A 14,242-nucleotide genomic window follows, 5' to 3' on the forward strand; every position below is an offset into this window, starting at 1 on the left:
CGTTATTTTTAACATGTCAACGTCTCGGTGATTAGAATTGCAGCTGAACGGCCGCGTTATACACTTTGTACACGGGGAACGAGCCATAGCCGCCGCTTTCGGGGCCGAAGTCGGAAGTGGGGAGCTTATCCCAGGTGAGCAGGTTCTGCCCGCTGAGCATGACCTTCACTTTCTGCGCCGCGAGCCTCCGGGCCACGGATTCAGGCAACGTCCAGGCGATCTCGGCATTTTTGAGGCGGAGATAAGAACGGTCGTAGAAATAGAACGTGTTCGTTTCATGATTGACCGTTTTCACCATGGAAAGCGCGGGGTAATAAATCGGCTCCCCGGCGGCGAAACGCTCGGCCGTCCAGGCATTGCGGTGGAGCGAACCATACACGCCGTCGAACTCCGTTTCCCGGACGCCCAGTCCGGAGTAGGACGTAGCGTATTGCCCGGTGCCCTGGAACAGGAAGTTCAATTCCACCGAACGGAACTTCACCCCGCCGTTGATGGCGTATTGCTGCCGCGGCGTGTTGCCGTAACCCATGGGCGCTTTGTCTTTCTGGTCGATGATCTTGTCGCCGTTGAGATCGGCATAGCGCAGGTCTCCCGGGCGCGGGGTGCCGAAAGTATACGTCAGCCCGCTTTGCGTGATCTCGTCCTGCGAGTTGAAGTAGCCGTTGCCGTTGGAGCGGTCTACTACGTACCCGAATTCCGTTCCCAGCGAAAATCCTTCTTCCCAGTTGCGGTATGCGTAATCTACCTGGCGTTTGGCCTCGTTCCAGCTGATGATGGTATTTTTCGCCTGGGCGAACCATCCGCCCAGGTTGAAGCTCCAGTCGCGGTCCAGTTGTTTGTAGAAGGATGCGGTGATCTCGAATCCTTTATTTTCGAAAACGCCCATGTTCGTGCGGGGATAATTGCCTAACGGGATGCCCTGGTACTGGGGGATTTTGTTCACGGCGCCCACCACCATGTTCGTCATTTTTTCCTTGAACACGTCTGCCGTGATATGGACCATATTGAACAGTCCCAGGTCGATGCCGGCGTTTTGTTTGGTAGAAACTTCCGCACGGATGCCGGGGTTACCGACGAGGTTTTCGGTGATGTTGTACTGGAGGTAGCCGAGCGGGCCGCCGCCGCCGAACGTCACGTTATCGAGATAGGCGAACCGGGGCAATCCCGTTCTGTCGTTGGCCGTTTTACCCCAGGAGCCACGCAGCTTGAGGAGGCTCAGCCACTTCGCCCCTTCCATCCACCGCTCTCCCGTCAACAGCCAGGCCGCGGAAACCGCCGGCATACTGGTAAACCGCGCATCGCGGGCGTATTGCTCGGAGCCGGAACGGCCCAGATCGAGCTGCAGGAAATATTTATCGGCGTAACTGTAAGCCACTTCCCCGCCCAGGCTCAGCCGGTTGTACGGCAACATGCCCGGCGCGCCGTTGTCTGCCGTGGTAAGGTTCTGGAAATACCCGAACGCCACCGCGCCGATGTGGTGGCTGCCGAAATCGCGGCTGTAATCGAGCTGGCTGTGATACGTGAGGTGATAATAGTAACTGTGCGTTTTTCCGTATCCGAGCGGCGTATTCGTTTCACCGCCTTTCTTCTGGAACGCGAGCGTATCGCGCCGGTCGGTGCGCATCCAGCGTTCGTAGTTCTGGGTGGTGGAAAGACTGCCCACGGAATTGGTCTGGTAGGCGAAGGTGCCGGTGAGCGACAATCCCTTCGTCAACCACGACAGATCGGCTTCCACGCCCACCTGCGAGTTGATGTTTACCACGGTATGGCGGTAATACCCGGAACGGTTGAGCATGCCGTAGGTGGGCGATCCGATTTTGTCGGTCGTGATCACCTGGCCGCCTGCCGGGGAACTTTTGCCCGAGGGGTCGGTGATGGCGGGTGTGAGCGGCCCGTACACCGTTGGCGCCATCTGGAACAGGCTCGTATACACCGTGGCGTTACCGGAGCCGGGCGTGCGCTCGCGCTTGATGTTGCCGCTCAGGCGCAGGAAGGCTTTGATGTATTTGTGCAGGTTCATGTCGAGGTTAGACCGGTAGTTCACCCACACGTTGTTGGCGTCTGATTTGTATTTATCGGTATCGGTGTTCCATTGCCCGCCCTGGTGCATGACGTTCAGGTTCGAGAAATACTGCACGCGGTCGTTGCCGCCGGTCAGGCTTACATTCACCCGTTCCATCCGCGCAAAGTCGCGCATGTAGCGGTCGTACCAGTTGTTTTCCGGGTACAGGTTGCGGTCGGAGCCGGTGCGGAACCCTTCTATCTGCGTTTCATTGAATATCGCGAAATCGCCGCGGCCGTCGTTTTTCGCAGCCTGGTTGCGCATGGTGGCGTAGTCGTAGGAATTGTACCAGGTGGGCCGGGTGCTCACTTCCTGCAGCGACTGATCTAGCCGCACATCCACTTTCAACGGCCCCTTTTTCCCCCGCTTCGTTGTTACCACGATGATGCCGTTGGCGCCCTGGATGCCGTACAGGGCTTGTGCCGCCGCGTCTTTCAGCACGGAAACGGATTCGATTTCCGCGGCGGTGATGTATTCCAGCGTTTGCTGGCTGTTGTAGGAAACGAGCGTGCCGTCCATGATCACCAGCGGCCCCTGTTTGCGGGCGGAAGATAATCCGCGGATGAACATATCGGTACTGGCGCGCGAAAGTTCCGAGCCGGTTTCCTGTGTGAAAAGGCCCGGCAAGCGCCCGGCGAAGGTCATGCTGAGATTGGCGACCGGCGAGCGTTCCAGCTCTTCGCCCGATACGGTGGACACGGCCGCGGTGAGCGACCGGCGATTGGGAGAAGTATATCCGAGGAACACCGGCTCATCCAGCTGATGCACGTCTTTTTCCAGCACGATGTCCGTTTCGGTGCCAGGCTCCACGGTATCACGGCGGTAACCGCGCATCCAGGCGGTGAGGGTAGCCTGGGCCATATCTGCCGGTAAGGAAAACCGCCCGTTGGCGGCGGTGGAAGTGCCGGTGCGCCCGTCCAACGATTGAATGGTAACGCCTGCCAGCGGACGGCCCTGCGCGTCTGTCACGCGGCCGGTGCGGAAAACGCCTGCCTGCTGGGCCGAAGCGGGGATCGCAGCGGAGGCGAAGAGCGCCGCCATCGCCAGCGAAAGTATATGTTGATGTCGTTGTTGCATGTGATTGAGGTTTCAGTCAGAAAACGATCCCGCGCTTACCAGCCGGGGTTTTGCCAGTTTTGCCCGGTGATGGAGCGCAGGCGGTTGGCCTCGTCCAGCGGCAGGGGCAGGTACAGGAACTTCGTCGTATAGTTCTTCCGTTCCACTTCCCGTACCGGGCGGCGCTTGTAGGTGTACGTCCCGTTATCGTTGCGGGTGATCTCCATCGCCGTTACCCATTTGTCGGTTTTGGCGAGATCGCCGCCGGGGGCCGCCCATCGGCGCACATCGAAATACCGGTTCTCTTCCAGCGCCAGTTCCACTCTTCTTTCATTGCGGATGCGGGTGATGAGCTGTGTTTTGGACAGTGAGGCCGGCAGATCGGGCATGCCGGCGCGGGCGCGGATCTCGTTCACCGCGGTCCTCGCTTCGTCGAGCTTACCGGCTTCTGCCGCAGCTTCCGCAAAATTCAGTACCATTTCCCCGAGGCGGTACCATTTATGCGGGGCGCCGGCCACGCCGTTATCGTCGCCCGAAGTCGGGTACAGGAATTTGCGCTCGTAATAACCGGTGCGGGTAGCACTTCTCACCGACGCGTGAATGCCGGTAAAAGGCTCGCCCACGTAAGTCGTAATGATGCGCGTACGGTTCCCGATGCCGGCGGGATAGTTTTCCGGCGAAGCGGCCGTTTCCGCAAAGCCCCATCTCGCTTTCCGTTTGGAGCCGTTGTAGTAAATGGTGGCGTAGAAACGGGGATCGCGGTTGGCATACGGATTGGCCGCGTCGTACAGCGTATTGTCCGGGTTATAGTTGGGCTGGGTATGCTTTTCGTCGAGATAGGGATTGTCGAGGTTGAGGACGGGCTTTCCGTCGGAGGTCTCGTAGGCATCCACCAGCTCCTGGGTAGGACAGGTACCTGATTTGTACCCGTTCTGCGCCCCCACGCCGTCTACGTGATAGATGTTGCCGGTATTGCTCCTGTGCTGGTAAATGGTTTCCTTGTCGATGGGATTGTCCTGGTGCTTCATCGGCTGCGTGAAATATTCGTTGTACAGCGCGGTGTGCGGGTTGAGGTTTGGCCCGAGATAGGCGTCGGGAACGAGGTAGAGATGCGGCAGGTTCACTTTGTTGTACAGTTCGTACCCATTGGCGCGAAGGCTGGCGAGCGCCTGTTTGGTGACGTTGTAGGCCTCGTCCCAGTGGTTCTGCCCATTATTGTAGAGCGGACTGGCGGCGAACAGCATCATCCGGCTTTTGATGGCGGCGGCGAGGGCTTTGGTGAAGCGGCCGGCTTCCGCATCTACGGTGATGCGCCAGGGAATTTCGGGCGTAGCCAGGGCCGCATCGCAATCTTCCATGATGAACTTCGCCACTTCGTAATAGGTGGCTTTTTTCAGGTTGGAGAAATCGTCGGTGAATTTGTGCGGCGCTTTTTCGATGGGAACGGCCGGCCCGTACCAGAGCAGCAGCTCCGTGTAGTAAAACGCGCGGAGCAGTTGTGCTTCCCCTTTCCAGCGGCTGCGCTGCGCCGGATCATTGACCGTGGCGGTATCGATGCGGCTGAGGAAAAGATTGAGGTTGCCGATAGAATTCCAGTAACGGTTCCAGTAGTTGCCGTTGTTCTGGTCGATGCTGGCGGGATTGTCGACCGGATGTGCGCCGGGTGCGGCGTCGCCGTTATACATCCTTCCGGAAATGAGCGTGGGCTCGGCTTCGGCGTCGGTGTCCCAGGCATCGTCGCTGAGGTTGACGGGCCCGCGGGAGGTGAAGAAATATCCCAAACCCTTGCTGGGCACGTTGGCGTAGCAGGAATTGAGGAATGCCGCCACTTTATTGTTGTCGCTGAAGATTTCGTCCATAGTCAGCTTCCCGTCTGGCGCCATATCCAGCGCCTTGTTACAGGATATGGCCACTATGGCGCACATCAGCAGAAAGGCATATTTCGATTTCATGTTAGACAGGTTTGAATGATCAGAATGAGGTGTTGAAACCGACGCTGAACGTCCGGGTGATCGGGTATCCGATGGCGTTGTTCCCTTCCGGGTCCAGGTGCGTCATGACGAAGTTTTTGGACAGGGTCATGAGGTTCTGTCCACCTACATACACTCTTGCGGACTTCAACCCGATGGGGCTGATCCAGGATTTCGGGAGGTTGACGGCCACTTCCGCATTTTTCAGGCGGGTGAAAGCGCGGTCGGTAATGAAGAAATCGTTGGCGGTGAAGTTGGTGTTGGATTTGGTGCTGAGGGCGGGATAGGTGATCTTCTCCCCTGACGCGTACCGCTCTGGCGTCCAGGCGTTGCGGTGGAAGTCGAAGAACGTGCCTTGTTTGATGATCTCATACACCCCGTTGTCTGCATACCGGCCCGTGTATTTGCCCACGCCCTGGAAGAAAACGGTGACGTCGATCATTTTCCAGGTGGCGGCGAACGTAGCGCCCCAGGTGAATCCCGGGATATGGCTGTAGCGGAGCGGCTGCATGTCTTTATCGTTCACGACGCCGTCGCCGTTAAGGTCTTTGTAGATGAAATCCCCCACGCGCGGGCTCCCGAAGCCGTACGTCGTTTTCGACAGATAAGCGTCCAGCTCCTGCTGCGAATTGAAAAACCCGTTGCCGTTGCTGCGGTCAATTTCATATCCCCAATGCTGCCCCAGCATGTAGCCCGTGCGGCGCAGGCGGTAGGCGTAAGATTCGTCGTTGATGGCTTCGTCGACGAAGCGCACTTCGTTGCGGTTGGTGCCGTAGTTGCCGCGGAACTGCACGAACCAGTCGCGGTTCAGCTGCCGGTGATATTCCAGTTCGATTTCGAAGCCGCGGTTTTCGATCTCGCCCAGGTTCACTTTGGGGATATTGCCCAGCGGTACGCCCTGGATGGCGGGGATGGTACCGCGGGTGATGAGGATTTTGGTGCGGTCTTCGGTGAAGTAATCGAAGGTGATGCTGAGGTCGCGGAAGAGCTGGAGATCCAGGCCCACGTTCCGTTTCAGCGCCTCTTCCCATGTGATGTCCGGGTTGCCGAGGAGGCCCTGGCTCACGCCCTGGCCCAGGCCGAGGCTGCCCAGCGGCCCGCCGCCCATCGTGATATTGCTCTGGTACAGGAACCGCGCGCTGCCGATCTTGTCGTTCCCCACTTTACCATACGAGCCGCGCAGCTTCAGGTTGGTGATGATATCGTTCCCTTTCAGGAACCGTTCGTTGCTGATCACCCATCCCACGGAAGCCGCCGGAAAGAAACCGTACCGTTTGTTCGGCGCAAATTGCTCGGAGCCGTTGTAACCGGCGTTCAATTCCGCGAAATAACGGTTATCGTATCCATAAGTTGCTCTGGCGGAAATGCCGATCACGTTGAAAGGGATTTCGCCGCCGGTGGATTCCCAGTAATCCCGCTGCGCGAGCACCATCCCGGTAACGTCGTGCCGGCGGTTAAACTGGCGGGCGTAATTGATCCGCCCCTGCATGTTGATGTTGTAGCGGGAATCGGCGCCCTTGGCGAGCGACAACCGGTTTTGCCCCGTGCGTTTCACTGAATAGATCAGCTCGTCCGTTTCGTAATTGACCTGCGCCAGGTACAGCGGTTCCAGTTTGGCGCCCTGCATGGCCGTGGTGCCGCGGGAATCGAACGAGATCATGCCGCGCATGCTCAGGCCGGGCGTGATCAGCTTGCCGAGGTCCCACTCAAGGCCGAGCGAGCTGTTGAGATTGGAGCGCACTTCATGCCGGTAACCCTGCCGGTTCATCACTTCGAAAGCCGACCGGTCGAGATACCCGGGATCGATGATCGCCCCTTCCGCCACGCCGAAACCCGGCAGCGCCGTGGGCCCGGGCGTAATGGGAAGGATGGTCTGCGCCTGGTAGATGAGGTCGGTGATCATCCAGTCGGTACTGCTGCCGGGATAAACGCCTGCCGAAGGCATATTCACCCGTTCGATATAGCTGCCGATGTTCAGGAAGCTTTTCAGGGAATTGGTGATCTTGTAATCGAGGTTGGAACGGAAGCTCCAGCGGTCCATCTTCGCCGATGGGTCGTAACCCAGCTTCGATTTCGGTTCCACGTTGAGGTTGCCGCCCTGGTGGAGGTAGTTCGCATTGGCGAAATAGCTCACTTTGTCCGTGCCGCCACGGATCCCCATATTCACCCGCGTCTGCGGCGCAAATCGCTTGATGAGCTCGCGGTAATAGTCGTGATCGGGGTACATGTACCGGCGCACTTCCGCTTTCCTTTCATAATCCGGATCGTTGGGATCGAGCCCGGCGAGCGGGTTTTGGTATTTGGCGATCACTTCTTCGGAAAATGGTGGTGTAGTGATGCCGTCGTTCTTCGACGCTTCGTTGCGCATGCGCATGTAGTCGACCGAATGGAGCCGCGCGGGCTCGTGCGTGAACGATGCCCAGCTCTGATCTACGCTCAGGCTCAGTTCCGCCTTTCCGGGCAGGCCGCGTTTGGTGGTAATGAGAATAACGCCATTGGCGCCGCGCACCCCGAAAGCCGCGGTAGCCGATGCGTCTTTGAGAATGGTGATGGACGCTACTTCGTTGGGGTCGATGGTACGGATATTGTCCCGCGGAACATCGTCGATGAGGATGAGCGGGCTGGCGCCGTTGGTGGTGGCTACGCCGCGAAGGTACATCGTGGCATCGTCGCGGCCGGGCTGGCCGCCGGCAGACTGGATGGATGTAAGGCCGGGGAGTTTTCCCGCCAGGGCCACGGCCAGGCTGGCGGAGGTGGTCATCCGCAGATCTTCGGAAGTAATGGAAGATACCGCGCCGGTTACGGACAGTTTTTTCTGCTGGCCGTAACCTACCACTACCACTTCGTTGAGGCTTTCGTTGGAAGCGGCGAGGCGAACGGTGAGCCGTTCCCTTCCGTTGACCGGCACCTGCTGGCCTTTGTAGCCGAGGAAGCCGAATATCAGCACGGCATCCGGCGGAACGTTGAGGGAGAAACTCCCCAGTGCGTCCGTCTGCGTGCCGATGCCGGCGCCCGCCACGCGAACGGTGACCCCGGGCAGCGGCGTGGCGCCGGCGGAGTCGGAGACCGTTCCCTTAACGGTTATTTTGTTTTGCGACCGGGCCGGTAAGGCAAATAGCATCACCGCCAGGAACATACAGCATGTTACCCGGATTCGAGTATTCAGTTTCATCATGACGTGGACAGTTTTTTCTTTTACATGTTGTGGATTTGTTGACGATATACGTGGATCATTCAGAGAAAGCGTAATTGAAGCGGCCGGCGGGCGCTACGTCGCCGTTGACGAGGAAGTCCATGATGTTGCCTGATTCCTGCATATTGTCCGACCATTTGAACTGGAACCGCAGCGGCCCTTTGCCGAAGTGTTTCCTCGGGATGCGGACTTCCATCCGGTTGCCTTCATACCGGAATTCCACCTCCGCCGTTTTCTTCCAGTTCCAGCCGGCCACCGATTTTTCCAGGATGGCTTTTTTGCCCGGTGCGTTCCGGTTCAGGACGAGATCATATCCCTCCCAACCCGTTTTCGCATCGGCGTCCGTATCGATGAACAGGCGCATCCAGGCGGGATCGGTATGCGGCGTGATGGGCGCGGCCGTTTCGATGTAGAAGTACACGTTTTGCGCGTCGCGGGCCACGCGTGCGGCCACGAGATCGTTCCGACCGGTGTTGTTCGTGTAATGCATTCCCTTGAAACCGTCGGAATCGCGGTGCACCGTGCTGCCTTTGTGGGCGCGGAATCGGGGGGATACGCCTTCCCAGTCGGAAAAGTTGCCGTCGATTTGGATAGACTTCGGTGCGGAGGCTTTCTCTTCCGCGGGCATGCCTTTGAATTTGCGGATGTTGGCAATGAGCTGATAGTAATAGTTATCGCCATGGCCGCCTTTCATGGGCTCGATGTCTCTGCTGTGCTCGGTATCGAACTGGTCGGGGAATGCGTTGGGCTGTTGCTGCCAGACGTCGTACCGCCCGGCGATCCATTCGTTCCAGCCCGTTACGAAAACGAGCTCAACGTTCTGGCCGAGGGCGCGGTCCCACTGTTCCTGGAAGTTCAGTCCATATTTATGCGCGTCCGGCCTGGGGTCCTGGCCGTTTTTGTCGGTATAGCTGCGGCCGAACGAGCCGGGCATGTTCATGGCGCTGAGACCGTTGTGTTTGGTCCAGTTCTGCGACACGCCAACGGTCATCTGTTCGAAGCTGCCATCGCTGTTCTGCGCGAAACCGTGCTGGGGAAAGATTTCCAGCCAGCCCCAATGGTCCTTGCGCTGGGGGCCCTTATCGTAGACCGGTTGCCCGGGGCGGAAGGTGAAGAAGTTGCGTATTTCGGGATCGTCGATATTATCGGGGTATGCCATGATGAGGGGTTTCCCTTTCCACTGGAACCATAAATCCTTGTAGAGGCCTGGTTGATAGAGATCGCGGTAGATCTGCCGGATGGCGCTGAGCGTATGTTGGCTGGCGCCGAAGCCGAGCATGAACGCGATCTGCGGCGTGCGTACACCGTCTTTGCGGGCCTGGTCGAACACTTCGCAGAGGGCCATGTAGGCGGGTTTCCAGACGAGGTCGCCGTTGGTGCAATCGAACATGATCATATCAACGCCTGCGTCTGCGAGCATTTCGGCGTGTTTACGGATGACCCATTTGTCGGTATTGGTGTAAAATCCGAACAGGGGCTCGTTCCAGAAGTTCATGATGTTGGCGGGCCACTTCGGATGATGATAATCATGAAGGGCTTCCGGGTATTTTTGCAGGAACGCGGTGGTGTTGTTCGGTGCGAGGTGGGCCTGGTGGTAATGCCAGGTCCAGTAAAAAATACCGACGTACTTCCCTTTCTTTTCCGGGCCCGTTGCTGCGCTGACGGGGAGTTTCCGGCCGAGGGCGTCCGTTGCGGGCAGTGTGGCGGAATAGTTGCGTAAGGCATCCTGTGCGCGGAGCGGCTGCAGGAAAGACAATAGCAAACATAAACCGGCTGCGTGCCGGAGAGCGGATATATACATACTAAAAGAATAAGCAATAGTTGGTGACGCCCCTTTAGCTATTCAGGCGCACTGTTTTTCAAACGTGGCAAATCTGTACTCTGCTGATAAAATCCGGCGGCGACAGTTTTTGCGCGTGGTGATGCATGTCTTATGTAAGGGATCGCGATGCTGCCCCACCTGTCCTGCTTCGCTGCCAAACCATTGTCTACAGGGTTTCCGGGCCGTTTATTTTATTATCAAGTCCGCATCCGTCTCTTGCTGTCTACTCATTAACGAATCAATAATACTCGAATAATATTTTCCCTGCAACCTGCTCCATCCTGCCCTCCGTCCTGCACCGTCCTGCATGGAACGCCGGAACAGGCCATGGCAGCCGATCACGAATCAACGTGGGTAGAATTTTTTTTCGGGGGAAGGGAGATTATCGCCACGGGGCATGCGCGCGGTGGCGCGGCCGCAGGGTTCAGCGAAGGAGGAAAAACAGAGGAAATTAATTACGGGACAGCCTGTACGAATGCATCATCCATCCGAAATACTAACGGAAACAATTATACGAATGGCTTACTGCTGCGGGCCGGATTTCACGGCGCCGGGGAGGAAAGGCAGGTAGGATGCGGAAGGATCGGCGCCGGGCGCGTGAACGATGAGGCCGGTACAGAACATTTTCTGGTTGACTTCAAACGTGATCCCTTCCGGCGCGGTCAGTACCCGGATGGTGTCTGCACCTGCACGGTACCAGGCGGTTTGTTTCAGCTCGAAGCTGCGGGTGAGATCGGCCAGCGCGGCGCCGGTGCCGGCGTTCCCGGAAGTGCGGTAAGATGGATCGGTGGTGCGGAACATCCTGATGCGGGCGGTATCGTCTACGCCCATATTGCGCTCGGTGTACAGCGAAGTGAGGGCCCCATGTGTTTTCCAGATGGCCATCGCTTTGCCCATGGCGGCATCGCCGCTGTCGGGCTTTCCCATTTTCGTGAACGCAGGAGCGGCATCGGCGCCCAGTACGAACGCACCTGCGGAAACGCCGGGCTTCACGAGGCTGTCGGCCGGCACAACGTCTGCCGCAACGGAATCTTCCAGCGGGGGAACGGCATCGGCGTTGCTGGTGTCCGGGCCGGCATGGCAGGCGGCCACGAAGGCCATGGCAAAAATGGGAAGCAGGTTTTTCATGAAGGAAATAGCAGCAAGAATCCTGCCATCTCCAGCGTGACTTTCGGCGGAAATCGATGACGGCGGGCCCGTCCGGCAGATGCCGTTCCCCGGTGCGAACAGCTATAACGAATATATCCGCCAATAATTAGTGTATTTCCGGCAAGTGTGCGTCAATCCACGTTCCAGTTTTCCAGATCGTCTACTGGGTTGGGAAGCCGCCCTTCCAGCCATTCCAGGGCATGGGCCGGGGAAAATGCCCGCTCGGCAGATGCGATGATCCAGTACAGGAAATCTTCCGGTCCTCCATTCAAGTACGGCGGCGCGGACACGGGGTAGAACCGGGTCGGCAGCCGTTCATCGACCGACAGCCAATTGCATACATGCCCCAGTTCCTGCACTACATTCCAGGCCAGATCGTGCCTGACGTCCAGCGAAAATTTGATCCACCACGTGCCGTCACCTTCGGTACCGCTGGCGATTTCAGGGCGTACGGCAGGTATTCTTTTCATGAAATCCAGAAGCGTTTGCATAGCTGTGCAAATGATGAGTTTGCAATGTACGATACGGCTTTTCAACCTACAAACACCCCATCCGTTTCCCGGCTGCTGTAAAACCCCGTTTCAGGCAGGTTATCCTCCATTTGGGGGTTTGGCGTTTTCCATCCACGGCCCAACCCGGTAACTTCGCAAACGGAACCAAGCAATAACCCCTATGATCCGCTATGCAATCTGGGCATTAGCCCTCATCACCCTTGCAGCCTGCAAGAAAAAGTCTTCGACCGAAGCCCCCGGCCCCGGGACCCCGCCTCCGGCCGTCACAGGCAAACCCTTTACAACGTCCAAAGGCGCCGTTGCCGGCAACCCCACCACCGCCGTGATCAACGCCGCGGGAGGCAACCTCCATTCGCCGGGATCCGATATCTCCGTAAGCGTGCCCGCCGGCGCCGTAACCGGGAACCAGACCTTCAGCATCCAGGCTGTGTCTAACACCCTCCGGCCCGACAAACCACTGACCGCCTTCCGGCTCCTGCCCGAAGGCGTCAATTTCCAGCAACCCGTGACCGTGACGCTCCGCTACGACGACTTCGACCTTACCGACGGTGCCGAAGAGATGCTCATGCTCGCCTGGCAAGACAACAACGGCACCTGGCACCCGCTGCCCACCACGCTCAACAAAACGAACCACACCGTTTCCGCGAACGTGACGCACTTCTGCGACATCGCGTTCTACGAACAGTTCGAGCTGTTTGCCGCCAAAACCCGCGTGAAAGCAGGCGAAGAACTCCAATTCCGCCTGGGTGTGCAGGAAATCAGCGTCAACCAGGATTCCCTGCTGGCGCCGTTGCAGCACCGGATCGACGATAACGGCTTCGGCCGCGCCGTGGCCAGCAATTATTCCATGCTGCACGACAAATACGCCGCCCGCGCCACCGGCTGGAAAGTATCCAGCGGGCCGGGTGAGATCACCGTGCAGAAAAACCCCTTCAACCTCGACGGAAACGCCGTTTACAAAGCCCCCGCCACCGTAAACACCATCACCAACGCCGAAGTGGAAGTGACGCTGGAAGGGCTCCTCGGGCTGAAAGACCCCGCCGCGCCCAACGGCACCCGCAAACCCGAAAAGCTGGTGCTCCGCAAAAAATTCGAAGTGGAGCCCACCGGCAACGCCACCTTCATGAAAATCGAGGTCGATTACGAACAGGTAGCTCTCCACGCCCCGCAGGAACCCATGTACGCAGTGTGGGACGATGGCGAAGTGGCGGTTTTCGAGACCGGTGCGCCCAATAGCGTAAACTGCAAACTCGTGCTCACCAAGCCCCTTGCAGGAAGCTGGCCCTGCGGCGCCGTGGCAGGCAATGCCACAGAAGCTTCCGTGGAACTGCATTTCGACGCCACCCGGTTTGCGCTGTCGAGATATTGCAAGAAGACAGGCGGCGTCAGCACGGAACAATATTCCACCGGTAAATTGACGATCACCAAAGTCGGCAATGCGGGTGAACCCATTGAGGGCGTTTTCGAAGGGAAAGTGTATCAATCTATTAGTCCCACCGAATGCGCCTTCCAGGTGTTCCATCTGAAAGTGACGTTCCGCTTTTTGCGGTTTGCGTGATGTGAATGGTATTCGAATAGACGGCGGCTCCCGGTACGGGAGCCGTTTTTCGTTCCGGATGGTTTAACTTTAAGACAAATCGCGGTCACCATGCAACAGAATAAATACGACGATCCTGCATTTTTCCTCGAATACAGCCAGATGCCCCGTTCCGTTCACGGGCTCAACGCCGCGGGCGAATGGAGCGTTTTCCGCCGGATGCTGCCAGACCTGGAAGGGGCGCATGTGCTCGATCTCGGATGCGGGTTCGGATGGCATTGCCGGTACGTGCGGGAACAGGGCGCGGCTATGGTGACGGGGGTGGATATTTCGGAAAAGATGCTGGAAAAAGCCCGTCAAACCACCAACGACGCCGCCATTCAATATCTCCGGATGCCGATCGAAGACATCGGGTTTCCGGCGAACAGCTTCGAAGTGGTCTTCAGCTCGCTGGCATTGCATTATGTGGGGCCTTACACGGAAGTCTGCCGCAAGGTATTCAACTGCCTCAAGCCAGGCGGTGCATTCGTTTTCTCCTGCGAACATCCCGTGTTTACTGCGCTGCCGCAGCAGGACTGGTTCACGGACGACAACGGCGACCGGCTCCATTGGCCTTTAGACCGCTACCAGGACCAGGGCCTCCGCGAAACATCGTTCCTGGGCCATTCCGTCGTCAAATACCACCGCACCCTCGAAACGCTCCTGAACGGTTTGACGAACGCCGGTTTCCGGATACAATCCATCGCCGAGCCGCAGCCCGCGGCAGACGTCATCGCCCAATACCCCGAAATGATCGACGAAACCCGCCGGCCCATCTTCCTCCTCGTTTCCGCACAAAAACCCGGATAATGTGTTGCCCTTTTTACGGACCGGCGTATGCGTTTGCGACAAATAGGGTCACGTCCTAAAATAGGTTTACAGTATAGATACAGTAGGGACTT

General features: G+C 58.1%; 8 protein-coding genes. 2 read left to right on the forward strand and 6 right to left on the reverse strand.

Annotated elements, in window-relative coordinates; genetic code table 11:
- Positions 1–31: 31 nt before the first annotated feature.
- The 6 genes from WJU22_RS21340 to WJU22_RS21365 form a co-directional block, all read right to left on the reverse strand.
- Complete coding sequence (locus WJU22_RS21340; RefSeq protein ID WP_341840200.1) at positions 32–3,139, reverse strand: SusC/RagA family TonB-linked outer membrane protein; 3,108 nt, start codon at positions 3,137–3,139, stop codon at positions 32–34.
- 35 nt (positions 3,140–3,174) lie between these two features.
- Positions 3,175–5,070 carry a RagB/SusD family nutrient uptake outer membrane protein gene (locus WJU22_RS21345; RefSeq protein WP_341840201.1) on the reverse strand — a complete coding sequence of 632 codons (1,896 nt, stop codon included), beginning with the start codon at positions 5,068–5,070 and terminating at the stop codon, positions 3,175–3,177.
- Positions 5,071–5,089: 19 nt separating this feature from the next.
- Positions 5,090–8,263, reverse strand: a complete 3,174-nt coding sequence (locus WJU22_RS21350; protein WP_341840202.1) for a TonB-dependent receptor — start codon at positions 8,261–8,263, stop codon at positions 5,090–5,092.
- 55 nt (positions 8,264–8,318) lie between these two features.
- Positions 8,319–10,082: a hypothetical protein gene (locus WJU22_RS21355; protein ID WP_341840203.1), complete on the reverse strand. Its 1,764-nt coding sequence runs from the start codon at positions 10,080–10,082 to the stop codon at positions 8,319–8,321.
- Positions 10,083–10,625: 543 nt separating this feature from the next.
- Entirely contained in the window at positions 10,626–11,231 is a 606-nt protein-coding gene (locus tag WJU22_RS21360; RefSeq protein WP_341840204.1) for a hypothetical protein, read from the reverse strand.
- 152 nt (positions 11,232–11,383) lie between these two features.
- Positions 11,384–11,722, reverse strand: coding sequence for a hypothetical protein (locus tag WJU22_RS21365; protein WP_341840205.1), 339 nt, complete (start codon positions 11,720–11,722; stop codon positions 11,384–11,386).
- 202 nt (positions 11,723–11,924) lie between these two features.
- On the opposite strand from WJU22_RS21365, the gene WJU22_RS21370 reads away from it, so the two are divergent.
- Positions 11,925–13,322 (forward strand): hypothetical protein, encoded by a 1,398-nt coding sequence (locus tag WJU22_RS21370; protein WP_341840206.1) that lies wholly within the window; start codon positions 11,925–11,927, stop codon positions 13,320–13,322.
- A gap of 90 nt (positions 13,323–13,412) precedes the next feature.
- Positions 13,413–14,150, forward strand: a complete 738-nt coding sequence (locus WJU22_RS21375; RefSeq protein WP_341840207.1) for a class I SAM-dependent methyltransferase — start codon at positions 13,413–13,415, stop codon at positions 14,148–14,150.
- Positions 14,151–14,242 lie beyond the last annotated feature (92 nt).

It is taken from the genome of Chitinophaga caseinilytica (genome assembly GCF_038396765.1).
Taxonomy (GTDB): Bacteria; Bacteroidota; Bacteroidia; order Chitinophagales; family Chitinophagaceae; genus Chitinophaga; species Chitinophaga caseinilytica.

Coding starts and splice junctions, on each gene's coding strand:
- WJU22_RS21340 (WP_341840200.1), bottom strand. CDS start 3,139: ATGCAACAACGACATCAACATATACTTTCGCTGGCGATGGCGGCGCTC.
- WJU22_RS21365 (WP_341840205.1), bottom strand. CDS start 11,722: ATGAAAAGAATACCTGCCGTACGCCCTGAAATCGCCAGCGGTACCGAA.
- WJU22_RS21345 (WP_341840201.1), bottom strand. CDS start 5,070: ATGAAATCGAAATATGCCTTTCTGCTGATGTGCGCCATAGTGGCCATA.
- WJU22_RS21375 (WP_341840207.1), top strand. CDS start 13,413: ATGCAACAGAATAAATACGACGATCCTGCATTTTTCCTCGAATACAGC.
- WJU22_RS21370 (WP_341840206.1), top strand. CDS start 11,925: ATGATCCGCTATGCAATCTGGGCATTAGCCCTCATCACCCTTGCAGCC.
- WJU22_RS21355 (WP_341840203.1), bottom strand. CDS start 10,082: ATGTATATATCCGCTCTCCGGCACGCAGCCGGTTTATGTTTGCTATTG.
- WJU22_RS21350 (WP_341840202.1), bottom strand. CDS start 8,263: ATGATGAAACTGAATACTCGAATCCGGGTAACATGCTGTATGTTCCTG.
- WJU22_RS21360 (WP_341840204.1), bottom strand. CDS start 11,231: ATGAAAAACCTGCTTCCCATTTTTGCCATGGCCTTCGTGGCCGCCTGC.